18 protein-coding genes are annotated in these 17252 nt (G+C 46.3%); 13 read left to right on the forward strand and 5 right to left on the reverse strand.

The features are described from left to right. Nucleotides 1-312: 312 nt before the first annotated feature. Both VIM88_RS04675 and VIM88_RS04680 read right to left on the reverse strand, forming a co-directional pair. Nucleotides 313-1551 carry a hypothetical protein gene (locus VIM88_RS04675; RefSeq protein ID WP_331861721.1) on the reverse strand — a complete coding sequence of 413 codons (1239 nt, stop codon included), beginning with the start codon at nucleotides 1549-1551 and terminating at the stop codon, nucleotides 313-315. A 105-nt stretch (nucleotides 1552-1656) separates the two neighbouring features. After that, nucleotides 1657-2229, reverse strand: a complete 573-nt coding sequence (locus VIM88_RS04680) for a class II aldolase and adducin N-terminal domain-containing protein (RefSeq protein ID WP_331861722.1) — start codon at nucleotides 2227-2229, stop codon at nucleotides 1657-1659. 111 nt (nucleotides 2230-2340) lie between these two features. On the opposite strand from VIM88_RS04680, the gene rsmH reads away from it, so the two are divergent. The 12 genes from rsmH (at nucleotide 2341) to VIM88_RS04735 (ending at nucleotide 12946) form a co-directional block, all read left to right on the forward strand. Continuing rightward, a complete protein-coding gene (rsmH, locus tag VIM88_RS04685; RefSeq protein ID WP_331861723.1) occupies nucleotides 2341-3264 on the forward strand; it encodes a 16S rRNA (cytosine(1402)-N(4))-methyltransferase RsmH in 924 nt (307 codons plus the stop codon). Next, nucleotides 3257-3523 (forward strand): hypothetical protein, encoded by a 267-nt coding sequence (locus tag VIM88_RS04690; RefSeq protein ID WP_331861724.1) that lies wholly within the window; start codon nucleotides 3257-3259, stop codon nucleotides 3521-3523. The genes rsmH and VIM88_RS04690 overlap by 8 nt, the downstream gene beginning before the upstream one ends. Nucleotides 3524-3711: 188 nt before the next feature. After that, nucleotides 3712-4608 carry a polyprenyl synthetase family protein gene (locus VIM88_RS04695; RefSeq protein ID WP_331861725.1) on the forward strand — a complete coding sequence of 299 codons (897 nt, stop codon included), beginning with the start codon at nucleotides 3712-3714 and terminating at the stop codon, nucleotides 4606-4608. Next, nucleotides 4608-5915, forward strand: a complete 1308-nt coding sequence (gene hemA / locus VIM88_RS04700; protein WP_331861726.1) for a glutamyl-tRNA reductase — start codon at nucleotides 4608-4610, stop codon at nucleotides 5913-5915. Before VIM88_RS04695 ends, hemA begins: the two co-directional genes overlap by 1 nt. After that, entirely contained in the window at nucleotides 5912-7441 is a 1530-nt protein-coding gene (proS, locus tag VIM88_RS04705; protein WP_331861727.1) for a proline--tRNA ligase, read from the forward strand. Before hemA ends, proS begins: the two co-directional genes overlap by 4 nt. A gap of 1 nt (nucleotide 7442) precedes the next feature. Further along, nucleotides 7443-7865 (forward strand): FxsA family protein, encoded by a 423-nt coding sequence (locus VIM88_RS04710; protein ID WP_331861728.1) that lies wholly within the window; start codon nucleotides 7443-7445, stop codon nucleotides 7863-7865. Further along, nucleotides 7810-8643: a DsbA family protein gene (locus VIM88_RS04715; protein WP_331861729.1), complete on the forward strand. Its 834-nt coding sequence runs from the start codon at nucleotides 7810-7812 to the stop codon at nucleotides 8641-8643. The genes VIM88_RS04710 and VIM88_RS04715 overlap by 56 nt, the downstream gene beginning before the upstream one ends. 14 nt (nucleotides 8644-8657) lie before the next feature. Next, nucleotides 8658-9611, forward strand: a complete 954-nt coding sequence (gene hemC / locus VIM88_RS04720) for a hydroxymethylbilane synthase (RefSeq protein WP_331861730.1) — start codon at nucleotides 8658-8660, stop codon at nucleotides 9609-9611. Nucleotides 9612-9691: 80 nt separating this feature from the next. Continuing rightward, nucleotides 9692-9838 (forward strand): thrombospondin type 3 repeat-containing protein, encoded by a 147-nt coding sequence (locus VIM88_RS10215; protein WP_414717475.1) that lies wholly within the window; start codon nucleotides 9692-9694, stop codon nucleotides 9836-9838. Between the two features lie 116 nt (nucleotides 9839-9954). Next, the gene (locus VIM88_RS04725) at nucleotides 9955-11775 is read left to right on the forward strand and encodes a menaquinone biosynthesis decarboxylase (protein ID WP_331861731.1); all 1821 of its coding nucleotides are present in this window, start codon (nucleotides 9955-9957) and stop codon (nucleotides 11773-11775) included. Between the two features lie 69 nt (nucleotides 11776-11844). After that, a complete protein-coding gene (locus VIM88_RS04730; RefSeq protein WP_331861732.1) occupies nucleotides 11845-12441 on the forward strand; it encodes a peroxiredoxin in 597 nt (198 codons plus the stop codon). An 85-nt stretch (nucleotides 12442-12526) separates the two neighbouring features. Further along, nucleotides 12527-12946, forward strand: coding sequence for a Fur family transcriptional regulator (locus VIM88_RS04735; RefSeq protein ID WP_331861733.1), 420 nt, complete (start codon nucleotides 12527-12529; stop codon nucleotides 12944-12946). Nucleotides 12947-12980: 34 nt separating this feature from the next. Here VIM88_RS04735 and VIM88_RS04740 read toward each other — a convergent pair whose 3' ends face one another. Next, nucleotides 12981-13664 carry a YggS family pyridoxal phosphate-dependent enzyme gene (locus tag VIM88_RS04740; RefSeq protein WP_331861734.1) on the reverse strand — a complete coding sequence of 228 codons (684 nt, stop codon included), beginning with the start codon at nucleotides 13662-13664 and terminating at the stop codon, nucleotides 12981-12983. An 87-nt stretch (nucleotides 13665-13751) separates the two neighbouring features. Further along, a complete protein-coding gene (gene rseP / locus VIM88_RS04745; protein ID WP_331861735.1) occupies nucleotides 13752-14804 on the reverse strand; it encodes an RIP metalloprotease RseP in 1053 nt (350 codons plus the stop codon). Between the two features lie 111 nt (nucleotides 14805-14915). Between rseP and VIM88_RS04750 the strand changes: the two genes are divergently transcribed. After that, entirely contained in the window at nucleotides 14916-15962 is a 1047-nt protein-coding gene (locus VIM88_RS04750; protein WP_331861736.1) for a hypothetical protein, read from the forward strand. Between the two features lie 113 nt (nucleotides 15963-16075). On the opposite strand, the gene VIM88_RS04755 is transcribed toward VIM88_RS04750, so the two are convergent. Further along, the gene (locus VIM88_RS04755; protein WP_331861737.1) at nucleotides 16076-17191 is read right to left on the reverse strand and encodes an OprD family outer membrane porin; all 1116 of its coding nucleotides are present in this window, start codon (nucleotides 17189-17191) and stop codon (nucleotides 16076-16078) included. Nucleotides 17192-17252 lie beyond the last annotated feature (61 nt).

The raw sequence follows: 17252 nt of genomic DNA on the forward strand, positions 1-17252 counted from the left end.
CCAACCTACAAAACCTGCACCAATAAATGCGATGGTTGCTACCCAGATTGTCCATACCAGATATTTATTGTGTTTTTGCATCCAACTAATCATACTTCATCTACCTTCAATCGAAAAAATTTGTACAATATTCTATCTAAAGTAAGCTTATCGCTAATGAAAGGGCGTGTGGCAGGAATATCTTTGATAACAGCAGGCCAAAAATGCAAGGGGAGCGGGAGGTCAGATGGCATGCGTATACACAGAGGATGAACCGTCAGATGCTTTCTTGAACCCCCTGTATGCAGGGGTCAGGAAGGTGCAGAAAAAAAGTTACTTTTTTAACCCAAAGAGACCACGGTTCTGTTTTTTCAGGCGTGCATGATGTTTTTCTGCTCTTTTGATACCCAGGTCCATCGCTTCTTTGTAGAACTGTTCTGCTTTTTTCCTATCTTTTTCAGTGCCGACACCATGTTCGTAAAACTGGGCCAGGTCACAGAGTGCTTCAGGGTAGTCTTCCATGGCAAGAGAGTACATGCGGTTAAATGCTTCAGCGATATTTTGATCCAGCAGGACACCTCTATAGAGTTCCCTGGCCAGCATGAATTGTGCGAACATTGATTCTGTGGCAGCACAGGTGAGCAAAAGTTCTGCTGCTTCCGCATAGTCGTTCGTTTCCGTCAGCGTTTTGACCGTATCCAGTGTCGCTATGATCTCTTCTTCCGTGTAGCCTTCCCGGCTTATCTTGGTTAAGAGCGCTTCAACGGAATCGAACACTTCATAGGTCTCTTTAACAGGCGGATACTCTTTTTGCATGTTGCTGAGTTTTTGAGCAATGTAAGGGATCGCCTCATAGGGTGAGATATCTTCTGTCTCCACTGTGTTGAGAAGAGGTTTGAGTTCCTGCAGAGGATCGCTTTTGGTCAGCGTTCTTTTCTGGAGAATGGAGAGGGTCTCTTCTATGGAGGTAGGTGTGGTGACAGCCTCTGTTTCTTCGGTTTCCTCTGTATCAAAAAAAGTATCTTCTTTAGGAGTGGCATTGCGCTCCATGCCCTGTGCACTTTTTTCTTTTGAGCTGTCATAGAAGCTGTCTACTTCCTCATCGGCACTATCCCGGGTAAGATCGCTATCTGTAAGTACCTGGTCCGCTTCAATATTGAGCAGAGCATCGTAATCTATACGGGTCTCTCTTTTGGTTTCTTCTTTTTTGGTTTCTGCAGGAAAGGGGTCCAGAAAAAAATCATTGATATCTATCTCTTTCGGTTTTCTATAGATGTCTGAAGTGACAAAAAGATCGAACTCATCGATGATATCCTGTTCTTGGGAGTCCAGGGATGCCTGTGCCTGCTGTGCAGTTCTTTGAAGGATCTCTTCCGGCGGTGTTTCAATATAACTGGTGATAAGCCTTTGTGCCCGCGCATAGTTTCCCGCATGGATCGCGGTAAGAATCTCTTGTAGTTTTTCATCTGCTTTCAGCGGCGCTAACTTTAACACCTGAAGTTGTATCGTCTCAACGTCAGTGATGGAGATGGCATAGTTGATGATACTTAATCTTTTCTGTGTCTGATTCATATCAGCTATCCTGTTTTATAGAGTCTATTTGAAGGAGTATAACAAAAGTATGCTTTACAGAAGTGTTGACACTTTTTATGGATGCCAACAGGCAAGGAGTCTCTCCTAAAGGTTTGCAGACAGGGCCAGCAGTCTGCAGGAGTTTTCCAGAATAGAGATCTTTTTTGCCATTTCCGTGATATCCCTGTCGTAAGAGATCAGTCCGAAACCTTTGATAAGAAGCAGGTGAGAGTCATTCTTTTGAAAAAACTGCGGTATCTCATACGGGGCACGTTCCAACCAGTCATCAAAGTTTCTGGGATCATAGACCATGATCTCGCCTATCACTTTTTTCCCAAAATAGTCTGCTGGAGAAACCTTGCCGTGTTTGAGCGAGTGCGCGGTTGCATAGGGAGGCATGGTATAAGAGATATATTTTGCATTGGGAATATGTTTATAGATATGTTCATGGATATGTGCATCCGGAGTGGCTATGTTCCAACGGTAGTCTCTTTTCTCACAATCCAGCCTGACCAGAGACTCTTCGGTCACTTCATTCAGAAGGGTGTCTCTGGAGTTGATGATGAATCCATAGGTAGAGACCCTTGCAGAGATGGAACCGTGGTAGACAGAAAAGAAATTTTTGTTAAAGAGTGAAAGTGAAATATGTTTGATGTCGTCGATGAGGTGTTTATCCAAAATAGAGCCTTTTTCATCTAATTTCGCTATTATAACATTGATATTTGAAAAATATTCTCTTTCCGGACAGGGAAGTACAGAATGCAAGATCAGAAACTGTAAAGGATACGGATGCAAACCCCTCATATACCTGTGCTGCTGAATGAAGTGTTGGAGAGTTTTAAAGATGTAGGCGAGGGGTATTTTGTAGATTGTACGCTAGGGTATGCGGGGCACAGTTCTGAAATATTGGCTAAGTATGACCAGCTGAAACATATCGGTATAGACAGGGATGATGAAGCGCTGGCCTTTTCCAAAAAACGTCTGGAACCCTATAAAGAGCGCAGTACGCTCTATAAGGGTACCTTCGCAACCGTGTTCCCTGCATTGGAAGAAGCCCCTATCGTAGCGGTATTGGCTGATTTCGGTGTCTCCTCCTTGCAGTTGGATAAAGAAGAGAGGGGGTTTTCATTTACCTCTGAAACACTGGATATGCGTATGGACGCCAATGCAGCACTCTCTGCCTATGAGGTCGTCAATGAATACCCTCAGGAGAGACTGGAATATATCTTTGATACCTATGGCGAAGTGCGCTCGTACAGGAAATTGGCTGCTGCGGTGGTCGAAGCCAGGGCACAGGGGCCTATCAGGTCTGCGAACCAACTGAGCGAGATCGCAAAAAGCGTCATTCCTCCGGGCGGGAAGATACACCCAGCCACTCTGATGTTCCAAGCTATCCGGATAGAAGTGAACAATGAACTGGGAGAAATAGAAGGATTGCTGGATGCCCTCGAGAAAAAGCATGTCAAAGGGGAAGTCGTTTCTCTGATCTCTTTTCACTCTCTCGAAGACCGTCTGGTGAAGAACCGTTTCAAGAAATGGGCACAGGCCTGTATCTGTGACCCCCATGCGATGCGCTGCACCTGCGGTAAGAACCATGCATTAGGCAAAGCCTTTTCTTCCAAGCCTGTCACAGCGACGAAAGAGGAGCTGAAACTGAATCCCCGAAGCAGGTCGGCAAAACTCAGAAGTTTCAGGTTTACAAAAGATGTCTAAGCGTAAAAACACCAAACCTAACGGGATCACTTTCGGCATGTCCATGGTGATCCTTATGTCCGTATCCATTACGTTGATCCTGACCATGATCAAGATCTATTTAAGCAACCAGATCTATTATGAAAGCAAGGTTGTCAACCAAATGCAGAGGGAGGTCTCGGTACTAAAGGCAGAAAAACGCATGCTTGAGCAGAGCGTTGAGGCATTGAAGTTCAAGAACAGGGTCACAGATACTATCTTTGTGATCCGTGAAGATTGATGATGCGCACCGACAATAATGCTGGGTTCATGTTTCCTTAGATATATACGTGATCTCTAAAGTAAAGCACAACGCTTAAAAAGATTAACATTATTTGGTTATAATTATTGACTTTTATCAAAATAAATAATTAGGATACGATGAGTAATGATGGATGTTGCTCTGTATGAACAATAAGGACGAAGTACGTGTTGAGTGCTGTTGAGAGAAAGATAGAACAATTCATAGCCGATTTGAACGACAAAGAGGTCAGCCAGCTTTACCTGCAGCTTCCCAAGGGTAAAAGACTGCGTGCGAAGCTCATTTTAAAAATAGCAGGGTCCGGGCTTTCTGTGATCAAGACAGCTGCGATCGTCGAGATGATACACGCGGCAAGCCTTCTGCATGATGATGTGATAGATGATGCCTACACCAGACGTTCAAAACCTTCCATCAATGCCCTTTACGGCAATAAAACAGCCATCATGTTCGGTGATATTCTCTATTCAAAAGGTTTCCTGGAGCTGAACCATATCAGTACCGAAGTGGCCAAGACGGTTTCCAATGCCGTTGTAGAGCTCAGCCTTGGAGAGCTTAAAGATGTCTCGCTCTCCAAAACATTCACGCTGGATAGAGCGCTCTACCTTGAAATGATCTACCAAAAAACCGCTTCTTTGATGGAAGCAAGCGCCGGGGCCGCTGCACTGCTTGCCGGAAAGCCAAAGGAGGTCTATATGACCTACGGAAGAAACCTGGGTATCGCATTTCAAATGATCGATGACATCCTCGATATCACAGCAGACGAAGCGACACTGGGAAAACCTGCCCTACACGATTTTGAAGAGGGGAAGACCACGCTGCCGTATATCTACCTTTATGAGGTTTTGGAGGATGATGAAAAAGAGAAACTAAGATCGCTGCATGCCAAAAGGCTCTCTGAAGAAGAACAGCAGTGGATCAAAGCAAAGATGCAGGAACATCACATCATACAGAAGAGCTATGCAGAAGCGAAACTGCTGGTCGAAGAGGCGATAGCACTGATGAAGAGCAGAGGGGAAGATGCACTTTCCCAGATCGCGATGCAGATGATCGACAGGGATTTTTAATGTATTATCAGGTGATGAGCTTTTCCCACAAGAATTGTGACCAGGCGATGAGAGAGAAGTTGGCATTTGCCAACGATGAAGAAAAAAAAGAGATGCTGAACCAACTGGTCGAATTCGAGTTCATTCATGAGGCATTTATCGTTTCAACCTGTAACCGTGTTGAAGTGATCCTTGCAACTCGTGACAACTTTTCAAGTTATCATACCGTCCTGGGACTGATGAGCCAAAAGAGCACCTTGAACTTTTATGAGATCAAAGCAGCAGCGCAGCGTTATGATGACGAAGAGGCCATTGAACATATCTTTGCTGTTGTCTCTTCCCTGGATTCACTGGTAGTAGGCGAGTCCCAGATCACCGGACAGGTCAAAGAGGCATTCATGCTCTCTCACAAGAACGGTACCGCAGGACGTAAGCTCAACCGTGTCATCTCTTACGCGGTCAGATGTGCGGCAGAAGTGAGAAATGCCACCCATATCTCCCAAAACCCGATCTCTATCTCTTCCGTAGCGGTGTCACAGGCACACAAGCTGTTGGGAGACAATATGGCGGGTATGACCGCCGTCGTCGTGGGAGCCGGTGAGATGGCCGTGCTTGCGGCCAAACACTTGCTCAGGGCAGGATGTGATGTGGTGATGCTGGGCAGGGATACGGAGAAAGTGGAGCAGATAGCACTGGCACTGGGTGAGAATGTAAAGGCTGACAGTATCGAAAACCTTGCAAAGTATCTGAACCGTTACCGTCTGCTTTTCAGCGCCACCTCTTCCAGAGAACCGCTGATCACCAAAGCACTGATAGAGAACGAAACCCTGCCAAGACTCTGGTTCGACATGGCGATCCCCCGTGATATCGAAGATATGGAGCTGGAAAAGCTACAGCTTTTCCGAATCGATGACCTTCGTACCATCTCACAGGACAACCATGCACTGCGTGAAGAACAGGCTGTCAGGGCAGCAGAGATCGTAGAGAAGTATAAAGAGGAATTCTATGCATGGCTCAGAGCCCTCTCCATAGAACCTGTGATCAAGCAGATGAGAGAGCATGTCGCCGAAGCGATCGATGTGGAAATGAAAAGGGCGATCAAAAAAGGCTTCGTGCCGGCAGAAGCAGAGGCAAACATGCGTAAAATGGCAGAGCAGATGTTCAAACGTTTTTTGCATGAGCCTACCCAGAACCTCAGACACTCCTCCTCGGAGAAGAAAAATGCAAACTGTATAGAAGCAGTGAAAAAAATATTCAATATCGATACAGAGAACATCGATCTGAAACAGTACAAAAATGACCATCATACAAAAGGATACAACGCGTGAGATTTTCAAGATTATTAATCCCTACCACCAAAGAGACACCCAATGATGCCACATTGGCAAGTCATATCTACCTTATAAGGGGCGGATTCATACAGTCAGTAGGCGGAAGCGGTCTCTATAATTTCTTGCCATTAGGCAAAAAGATACTCGATAAAGTACATGCGGTCGTGAAAGAGGAGCTCGATAAGGCAGGATGCCAGGAGGTCAGTCTTGCCTTCGTCACCCCGGCAGCACTCTGGGAAGAGAGCGGCCGCCTGGAGAAGTACGGGAAGGAGCTGTTGCGATTCAAAGACCGTAAAGAGAATGACTTCATCCTGGGACCGACCCATGAAGAGATGATGGTGAACCTGGTACGCCAAACAGTGAAGAGCTACAAGCAGCTTCCATTGAACCTCTATCAGATCAACCTCAAGTTCCGTGATGAGATCAGGCCAAGGTTCGGTCTGATGCGTGGAAGAGAGTTCTTGATGAAGGACGGATACAGTTTTCATGATTCTACGGAAGATATGCAGAGAGAGTTTTCCTTGATGGAAGAGACCTACAAGAAGATCTTTACACGCCTCGGACTGGAATTCAGGGTCGTGGAGGCGGATTCGGGAGCGATCGGCGGAAGCGGCAGTAAAGAGTTCATGGTGCTTGCCGACAGCGGTGAAGATACGATCGTGGTCTGTGACGGGTGTGAATACGGGGCCAATATAGAAGCGGCTGTGGCGCAGCCAAAGAAGTATGACACACAGACCGAAGTAAAGACCATCGTCATGAAAGCACTCTACGATGAAGGGAAGAGTGTGCATGTCGCATTTGTGCTGCCTGAAGAGATCGAACTGCAGGATGTCAAAGCGTGCAATGCGGTGGATGCCAATGATCTGGTAGAGTGCGACGCAGGAGAGAAACCGGCCGTAGTGGTGATAGAAGAGTCACTCGGCGCAGCCGTCGACCCCGGCCAATTCGATGCAGAAGAGATACTTTATGCCGACATATCTTCCGTGAAAGAGGGAGACACCTGTACCGTCTGCGGCGGAGCATTGCGTTACACCAAAGGTATCGAAGCCGGACACATCTTCCAGCTTGGGACACGCTACTCCGAACCGTTGGGTGCGAACTTCCTGGATGAGAACGGAAAATCACAGCCTATGGTGATGGGAACGTACGGGATAGGGGTGAGCCGTCTACTTGCTGCCATCATCGAGCAGAACCATGACGAAAAAGGGTGTATCTGGACGAAAGAGTCTGCACCGTTCGATCTGCAGATCATCATCTCCAATATCAAAGAGGATGCGCAGGTCACGTTGGGTGAAAGTCTCTACGAGGCGATGCTGGCCAAAGGCGTAGATGTCCTTCTTGATGACAGAAAGGACCGCTTTGGTGCAAAAATGAAAGACTATGAACTGATCGGTGTACCTCATGTGGTGGTGATCGGTAAAAATCTGGCGGATGGTATGGTAGAGTTCATCAGTAGGGACGGTATGGTAAAAGAGGAAGTCCCTGCCGACAGGATCATTGATTTCTTATCGGAAAGATTTTAATATGATATTCCTGGTCATTCCTTTCCTGCTTCTGGAACTCTACCTCTCTTTAAAGACGGGAGAGACGATCGGTTTCTTCTGGTCCGTAGTGTGGATCGTGCTCAGTTTCATGCTTGGCATGCTGCTGTTGCAAAGGTCTTCGGAGACGATGATGGGTAACATGCAGTCGATGAGGCGGGGGAAGATCGACATACGGAGATTTCAGAATGCCAGTATGTCCTATTTCATAGGAGCGATACTCCTGATCATTCCGGGCGTATTTTCCGACCTTTTGGGGGTCATGGCACTGCTTTACACGCTTTATTTACAATTTGTTGCTAAAATAACCCCCGAGGGTACAACACACTTTAAAAAACAAGGAGATGATAATGTCATTGATGTCGAAATTATTGATGAGCACAGTCGCAGTGACCGTAGCTCTTAATGCAACTGCACTACCGGAAAATAAAAAACTAGTTAGATATGTTAAAAAAGCCGTGGTGAAAAACCCGGAAGTCAAAGTTAAAGGTGTGACGGTCATTGAGTCCAAAACAGACGAAAGATTGCCTGGATGGACGATCTTATTGACGACGATGGACCTGGAGTATCAAAACAGAGAGATCCATGCGCCGGAGATGATGTTCGTCAAAGACGGCCTTATCACGGGGCACCTGACAGATCTAAAAACAGGCAATGACTACCGTGACGAGATCAAACCTACCGTGCCTCAGAGTTACTATGATGATGCCCACCTGCTTTTTGGTAACAAAGATGCAGCCCATAAGATACTGATCTTCTCTGACCCTCAGTGCCCGTTCTGCCAAGATGTGGTCCCGGGTATCTTTAAAGCAGCAAAAGAAAACCCTGAAACGATCGCGGTCTATTATTATCACTTGCCGCTGCTTCGTATCCATCCTGTCTCCGATGTACTGACAAGAGTGATGCATGTGGCGCAGCATGAAGGGAAGATGGATGTGGTCGAAAAGATCTATTCACTGAAGATCGATCCGAGAGAGACGGATATGACCAAGATACTTGCGGCGGTCAAAGCGCATGCAGGTTACAGTGTCACTGCAGAAAAGGTCAATGCAAAAGAAGTCAGGGAAGCGATGCAGGCAGATGAGATGGCTGCAGGCAGAATGATGGTTTCAGGTACACCTACGATCTATATCGACGGTGAATGGGATAAAATGCGCAACGGATATAAAAAGCTGATCAAATAAAAGGTACAGGTTTAGTGGAAAAATTAATTATCGCAACAAGGGCGAGTGATCTTGCACTCTGGCAGGCCTATCATGTGAAAGAGAGGATAGAGGGATCTTTTCCGGAGATCACAGTAGAACTCAACGAAATCACCTCCAAAGGGGATAAGATACTGGACAAACCGCTTGCACTGATAGGCGGAAAGGGCCATTTTACCAAAGAGCTGGAAGATGAGATGCTTGAAGGCAATGCGCATTTGGCCGTTCACTCGCTCAAAGATGTCCCTACCTATATACCTGAAGGTCTGGAACTTTGTGCCATTACAAAAAGGCAGGACCAGAGCGATGTGCTGCTTTCACACACGTACAAAAGTCTGGACGAGCTTCCGCAGGGTGCCACCGTGGGAACGACCAGTCTCAGAAGACGTATGCAGCTCCTTGAGAAGCGTCCGGACCTCAAAGTTAAAGAGCTCAGGGGAAATGTGAACACAAGGCTCAGAAAGCTGAAAGAAGGGCAGTATGATGCGATCATACTTGCCTACATAGGACTTCACAGACTGGACCTGCTGAAGGATATTCCTTTTGTGGAAAAACTCGATTTCTTCATACCGCCTATGGGACAGGCTGCTTTGGGCATTGAAATTGTCAGTGCGAACGACAGGGTACGTGAAATAGCCATGACATTGAATGATGAAGACACCTTCATCTGCACAAAGTTGGAGCGTGACTTTGTCTCCAGCATCGGCGCAGGGTGTTCTGCGCCTGTTGCGGTCAATGCAGAGATCAAGGGAGAGGAGATCACGCTAAAGGCCATGCTGGGGTATCCTGACGGTACGAACATCATGCATAAGACAGTGACAGCCAAACTGAGTGCGTGTGACACCCTGGGGAGACAACTGGCAGAGTCCATGATCGCAGAGGGGGCTTTGGATATACTTTCCAAAGCTGAAGAGATCGCGTTCAAAGATGAAATGCCGGAAAGGCTCTAGAGACAAGAGTCTCTTTAGTCGCTTTACAATACTTCAAACGAGCCAGACTTTTGGGCTCTCTCCTTCATGTTACAGATCATTTGAACCCAGATACAGATGGTGATGGACAAACGGACGGTGCTGAAGTGAATAACGGTACCGACCCAACTGATGCAAATTCTTTTAAAACGTGTTCTATTTTCAATCCTTTCTGCTGGATGACTGGTTTTATGGAGATACTCCTGTGATCAACTAACAAGAATCGCTGATATTCGGCGATTTTTGTCCTATGAAATTCATTTGTCTTTGCTATAATCTTTCCAATCATATAATAGTTGATACATTTATAGCAAGAAGGATAGTTATGCAAGATGTAGTACAGTGGCTGAAAGAGCATGGAAACCTAAAGATCATAGAGGAACCGCTTGATGTGGAGCTTGAGATCCCCCATGTGGCCTATGTAGAGGTCAAAACCGACAACTCCCGTCCACTTCTTTTCACCAGGCCCATCAACAAAGCCAAAGGCATTGAGTATGACATGCCTGTGCTGATGAACATCTTTGCGAACAAAGCACTGACCGAAAAGATCTTCGGCAAGCATCCTGATCAGATTGCAGAGGGCATAGATACGCTTCTGAAGCTGAAACCGCCTAAAGGGTTCAAGGCCAAACTGGCGATGATCCCAAAACTTTTTGCACTGAAGAACGTCTTCCCCAAACGTTTAAATTTCAAGGGTGAGTGCCAGGAAGTTATTTATAATAAAGAGGAGGCGGACCTGGACCGTCTGCCTATCCTCAAGACCTGGGAAGAGGACGGCGGTCCTTTCATCACGATGGGGCAGGTCTATACACAGAGCCTTGACGGAGAGATGCAGAACCTCGGTATGTACAGGCTTCAGCAGTATGACAAGAAGCGACTGGGGATGCACTGGCAGATACACAAAGATGCGTCCCACTTTTTTGATCAGTACCAGAGAGCAGGAAAGAAAATGCCTGTCACCGTGGCCATCGGCGGAGATCCTCTTTATATCTGGTGCGGTCAGGCACCGATGCCGCACGGGATGTTCGAGATGCTGCTCTACGGTTTTGTCCGTAACAAAAATGCACAGCTGGTGAAATCTCTCACTAACGACATCTATATCCCGCGTGATGTGGATGTGGTGATAGAAGGGTTTGTCGACCCCGAAAAGATGGAGATAGAGGGTCCGTTCGGTGACCATACAGGCTACTATACGCTCAAAGAGCCTTTCCCTGTGTTGGAGGTTGAGACCATTACGACAAAAAAGAACCCGGTGTTCCAGGCCACGGTGGTAGGTAAGCCGCCGCTTGAAGACAAGTATATGGGATGGGCCACGGAACGCATTTTCCTTCCGATGCTGAAGCCTATGGCACCGGACCTGATAGACTACAATATGCCTGAGAACGGGGTATTTCACAACCTGATATTGGCAAAGATCAAAACACTCTACAAAGGGCATGCGCAGCAGATCATGCATGCATTTTGGGGTGTGGGACAGATGAGCTTCGTCAAACATGCGATCTTTGTAGGAGATGAGGCACCGGAACTTGAAGAGAGTCACGCATTGGCGGCCCATATACTCAACAGGCTTGATAGGAACAAGATACTGATCACACAGGGTGTCGTCGATCATCTTGACCACTCTTCGCAGGAACAGTTCGTCGGCGGAAAGCTGGGGCTGGATGCTACGGGTGATGAAGTAGGACAGGGGGTGGAAGCACTGCTTTCCGATGCACTGCTCCTTGAAAAGATGCAAGAGATAAGCGACAGTGTGGTCGGAGTGAAACAGTATATGACAGAGACCAAAACACCGGTATGTGTCATCAGCGTGGAGAAGAAGGGATCCCAGCTTGAACTCATTGAAAAATTGGGTGTACTCGAAAAACATATCAAACTGCTTGTCATTGTGGACCAGGCCAATAATGACTTGAACGAACCCTATATGCTCATCTGGCGTGTGGTCAACAACATAGATGCAGGCAGAGATGTGGTGCTCGAACCCTTCATAGCCATCGACGGGACCAATAAAAATGTAGCAGACGGCTATCAAAGAGAGTGGCCCGGAGATACTTTCTGTACCAAAGAGGTACTGGACGGGCTCCAAGAAAAAGGCGTGATCGATATCGATCACGCCTTTATTAGAAAGTTCGGCCTGCTGCCATTTTGATTTAATACCAGTTTAAAGATACTATGATAAACTTTCCTTGCAAATAAAAATTATCCTTAAGGAATGAATATGTTAGTAACTAAAAAAGCTCCAGATTTTACAGCAACAGCTGTACTTGCAGACGGTCAGATCGTAGACGACTTTAACCTGATGAACAACCTTGGTGAAAAAGGTGCTGTTCTTTTCTTCTACCCACTTGACTTTACGTTTGTATGTCCATCAGAGATCATTGCATTCTCTCACAGAGCAGCAGAGTTTAGAGAAAGAGGTATCAACGTGATCGGTGTATCTGTAGACAGTCAATTCTCTCACTATGCATGGAGAGAGACTCCGGTAGCTGAAGGTGGTATCGGTAGAGTAGATATGCCGCTTGTTGCTGACCTTACTAAGCAGATCGCAAGAGACTATGATGTATTGCTTGACGAATCAGTAGCACTTAGAGGTTCTTTCCTTATCGATGCGGACGGTACGATCAGACACGCAGTGATCAATGACCTTCCACTAGGTAGAAACATCGATGAAATGATCAGAATGGTGGATACGATGTTGTTCACTAACGAGCATGGTGAAGTATGTCCTGCAGGTTGGCAAAAAGGTGACGAAGGTATGAAAGCAGACACGGCAGGTGTAGCTGAATATCTTGCAAAGCACGAAAAAGATCTATAATCATGTATATGTTCCCATCCTCTAAGATGGGAATGTATATATCAGTTTATAGTGATAAATTAATATATGCATTAAAAGGGTTATGATGACAGATTATGCAGCGTTGCTCAAGCAGAGCGGACTTAAAGCTACATTTCAGCGTATGAACATACTGGAATGTATAGATCTACACGGACATATGTCTATAGAGGCTATCTATGAACAGGTGGTGAAGAGGCACCCGTCACTTTCACTTGCCACAGTCTATAAGAACATCATTTTGATGGTAGAGAACGGTGTACTTGTGGAAGTGCCCATTACGGGTAAAAAGTCGAAATATGAATTGGCCAAAGAGGACCATATCCATTTGGTCTGTACTGAGTGCGGCGAGGTGGAAGACAAGCCTATGCAGTCCAAGACCGATGCACTGTTCGCTTCCATCTCGAAACAAGAGAACTTTACGCTAAGCAAACAGCAGATCAACCTCTATGGTGTCTGCAGTCACTGCCAGGAAGCAGTGGCTTAGACGATGCTGGTTTGCGCAAGCGGACCTGCACGGCCTACTTGAATAACGCCGATCCTACCCTGACCAGATTCGAACCGCATTTGATAGCCAACTCATAATCACTGCTCATTCCCATAGAACAGACAGAAGCTCCCTCTTTTTTCAGATTTTCATAGATACGGTAGGTGGTTTCAAAACTCTGCTGTATCAGCTTTGCATCTTCGGTATGTGCGCCTATCGTCATCACACCTTTGAGGTTGATCTGGGGACAGGTCTCTTTGATCGTTTGATAGATATCCACAGCCTCTTCCGGACTTACGCCTGACTTCGTTGCCTCTTTTGCGGCATTGATCTGTAAAAGACAGTGCATCTTTGCCTCTTTTGCCAACAGTTTTTTGTTGAGCTCTTCTGCGAGTTCTATGCTGTCAAGGGACTGCATAAGGGTGGGGCGCAGATCGATGAGGTTGTTGATCTTGTTTTTTTGGAGCGTGCCGATCATATGCCACTCAAGCGGCAGTGCTTCCAGCGCTTCCATGCGCTCTTTGAGCTGCTGCACCTGATTCTCGCCAAAAGCCCTTTGGCCCAGCTCATAGAGTGTGGAGATGTTTTCCAGTTCTGTATATTTTGCGACGGTCACAAGTTTTACGATGTGATGCTCACTGACCGAGATACGCGCCTGTTCAATGTTCCAGATCACTTCATCCAGGTTTGCTCTTAAGTGTTCTTTGTCTAATATCATAAATGTCCTTTTTTCATGAATTGCCACTTCGACCGTTTCGGTTACAAACCTGTGCACTTAGAGCGGTTCAATTCCACTCAACGGTTTTCATCCCAAAAGTCTATTGATATCATTATACAATCCCAATAGCATGAGAGAGATTAGTATCGCCCAACCCACAAGTGTGATGTAGGTCATGACCTGTTCGCTCGCCGTTCTGCCTGTGAGCATTTCATACAGATTGAACATGATATGCCCGCCATCCAGTGCCGGGATAGGCAGAAGGTTCAGTACGCCCAGGTTGACCGAAATGAGTGCAGTGAAAAAGAAAAGCGCCAGCAGCCCGGCAGAGCTTGCCTGAGCGGTGACATCCACAATAGTGATGACCCCTCCGAGTTTATCGGCACCCACTACACCGGTGAGCAGTTTTTCCACGCTCTGCACGATCAGCAGGGAAGCATTTTTTGTCTCCTCCCATGCATACCCCAGGCCATCGACCAGTCCAAAATAGACTGTTTCCTGTTTTCCCAAGGGGCTGATACCGATAATGCGTCTGGTGATCTTTTCTCCAAAGATATTCAGGTCCTCTATGACCTTCGGTGTGATCTGCAGGGTGATCAGCCGCGCTTCACGTTCTACGATCAGTGTGATATCCCCTTTGTCGCCGTTGATGTTCTCACCGATCTCTTCCCAGTACTGTATATTGTTGCCATTGACCTGAACGATCTTGTCCTCTTTGGTCAAGCCTGCACTGAATGCAGGGGTATCTTTGCTTACTTCTCCCACCACAGGCAGCAATTTGGGCACACCCATGTTCGCGATGGCAAAATAGAGTATGAATGCGAGCAAAAAATTGGCAAAAGGTCCGGCCAGCAGAATGATGATACGCTGCCACGGCTTCTTCACATTGTAAGAGTCTTCATCGTAGGAGACAGCGGTGGGGTCCGTATCATCCTGCCCTTTCATTTTGACATAGCCGCCAAGGGGGATAGCGGAGAGACTCCATTCTGTCTTCCCGATCATCCTGGAGTAGAGCTTTTTACCAAAGCCTATACTGAAAACATCTACCTGCACACCGAAAAAACGGGCAGCAGCAAAGTGTCCAAGCTCATGAAAGAAGATAAGTATCGATAAGACCAAAAGTGCAACTATAATGCCCATAAAATTCCTCTGTGCTGATATGATGAATTATATCCAAGTGTGGTAAAAAGTTGATGTAGAATAAAAAGTTATTGAAAAATTTTGCTAAAATAAAGCAGAAGGATACTAAAGATGGCTGAACAGAAAAACCTAGAAGAAACAATGATGCCAAAGGATGAAGCTTCTGCGCACAGCAAGGGAGTGACCGTCAAAAAAGAAGCAGCAGAGGCATCGTTCAAGGAGAGTCCTTTTTCGGGCAAGACCCAAAAGCACAGCAAGGCAAAAAGTCTTATAGAGAAAGCAAAAAAGATAGCGGATGAGACAGCCGTACGTACTGAGGCTTGCAGACGCTTACTTGAGGACGGCCTGAGCGTATATGAAGAGGCGAGGTCTGCACTGAAACAAGACACTCTGGAGCCATGTATCTCTTTACTGAAGCAGTCAGGATACCAGGTAAAAAGAGAAGAAGAGAGGCCGGCAGGTGCACTGCCGAAACAAAAATCTTTGAGACCCTTTGTGCCAAAAAGCATTTCAAGCGGCAGAGCGACTGGGTTTTTTTATGCATTGGCCGGGGGGATCGTAACAGCGATGGGTATGGTCTACCTGTCTACCCAAAAGTTGGAGATGACACTGGATCCGGCCAGAGTGCCTACAGAAAATGAGATGGATAGTATCCTGGCATGGTTCAGCACGATCATCGGAGTACAGGAAAATGTCGCTATCGGCACAGCCGTATTGGGTTTTACCGTACTGTCGGTCATGCTCCTTGTCTATCTGGTGCACCGGCGACTAAAAGCAAGAAACGATCTGCATTTGGCTGTCAAACAGTTTGTCGAAGCGGAACTTTACGCGGAGCAGCAACCTGACTGTACAGAGGAGATGAAGAAATTGGATGCACATATACAAGATACCATAGGTACTTTGAAGGCCTATCAGGTACTATTGAACGAACAAAAGGGAAAACTGCAACGTATTCTCTATTTTGAAGGGGAGAAAGAAAAAGGTGCATCCTATCACAGCAGATCACTGGCAGAGATAGAGGAGACCAAAGAGCTGGTTGAGAGGATCATCGCTTTGATAGAGGTCCCTGTTGTAGAAGATGGGAAGATCCATGAGCAAAGCATTCACTCCCTGCAGAGAGCAAAAGAGAAGCTGTATGCCGTCATAAAAAGATTTTAGTCTTTGGCAGGTTTCTGTCTAGTGTTGAAAAGATGACCAGAGAGAGGGCCCGAACACTCTCCGAAGAGAGTGGTGTATTCAAAACGGGCTTTTAGGAGATTACTGTTTTTTGATCAGAATTTGTAGTTGACGTAAAGTTCAAACTGATTTACATCATAATCAGGACTCCAGACACTGCTTTGAGTGTTGGTAAACACAATACCTGCATCGATAGCATCTGTGAAGTCATAGCCTAGAATGACATCAAACTCATAGCTGTCGTTGTCATAGTCTGCATAAGAAACTTCAGCAGCGACATCCATGATCGTTGTAGCTGCAGCCACTTTAAATGCATCTATATCACCATTGTATTGGTCAGCTACGGAAGAGTTCCATTGGTTGGTATAAAGGCTGTTCCATCCTATATAGGGCGTAGCACCATCACTTAATTTGTTATAGGCTGCACTCAGGTCAACCCCTGCTACCGAGGTAGATGCCATGAAACCAAAGGCGGATGTATCTATATCAGCGTCTGTATCGATATACTGACCTTCAAGCTTGAAGCTGCCGAAATCGTAACCAAGATCTGCATATATTTGTGAATAGTCGCCTGCTTCTATGTCATTGTACCAAAGGCTACCGCTGATCGTTTTGTCATCATACGCTGCACCGATGGTAAAGTTGTCACCCTCAAGTGTACTGCCGAACTCGCCAGAGTTATTCGGTCTCCATTTTGTGACATAGGAAGCAACCAGTGTCACATTTTCAATGGAAGTGTTCGAAACGGTATAGGCTTCAAATGAACCCGGTGCAAGTAACCAGTCATACCCTTGGATCATCGGCGTACCGAGCAATTGGCGACCTGCGATCAACGTAGTGTCTCCAAAAACCGCTGTCAGGTTCGCGACATTAAAGTAAGCCCCTTTCTTATCATCTTCGAAGTATCCCCAAGTATCCTGGTTAAGTGTATTCACGTATCCCAGTGCCGAGAAGTTTGCTGTCAACCAGTCAGTAAAGGCATGTGATACGTCCAGCGTTGCCCCAAAAGCAAGTTGGGCATGGTCTCCGAACATGTCATCCATCGGAATATCATCATCAGTGATATAGTATCCAGTCAATTTACCGTTGATAGTTGTTGCTGACTCAGCCTTGACCACCGGTGCTTCAACAACCGGCTCGACAACGTCTCCCCCTGCAACTGCAGAACTTACAGCCAATGCTGCTACTAAACTCAATTTTGTCCATTTCATTTTCTTTCCTTTTTATTTGGATAAGTTAGTGTAACATGAGTATTAACAGAAAATGAACGAT

The sequence above is a fragment of the Sulfurovum sp. genome (assembly GCF_036568385.1).
In the GTDB taxonomy this organism is placed as follows: Bacteria; Campylobacterota; Campylobacteria; order Campylobacterales; family Sulfurovaceae; genus Sulfurovum.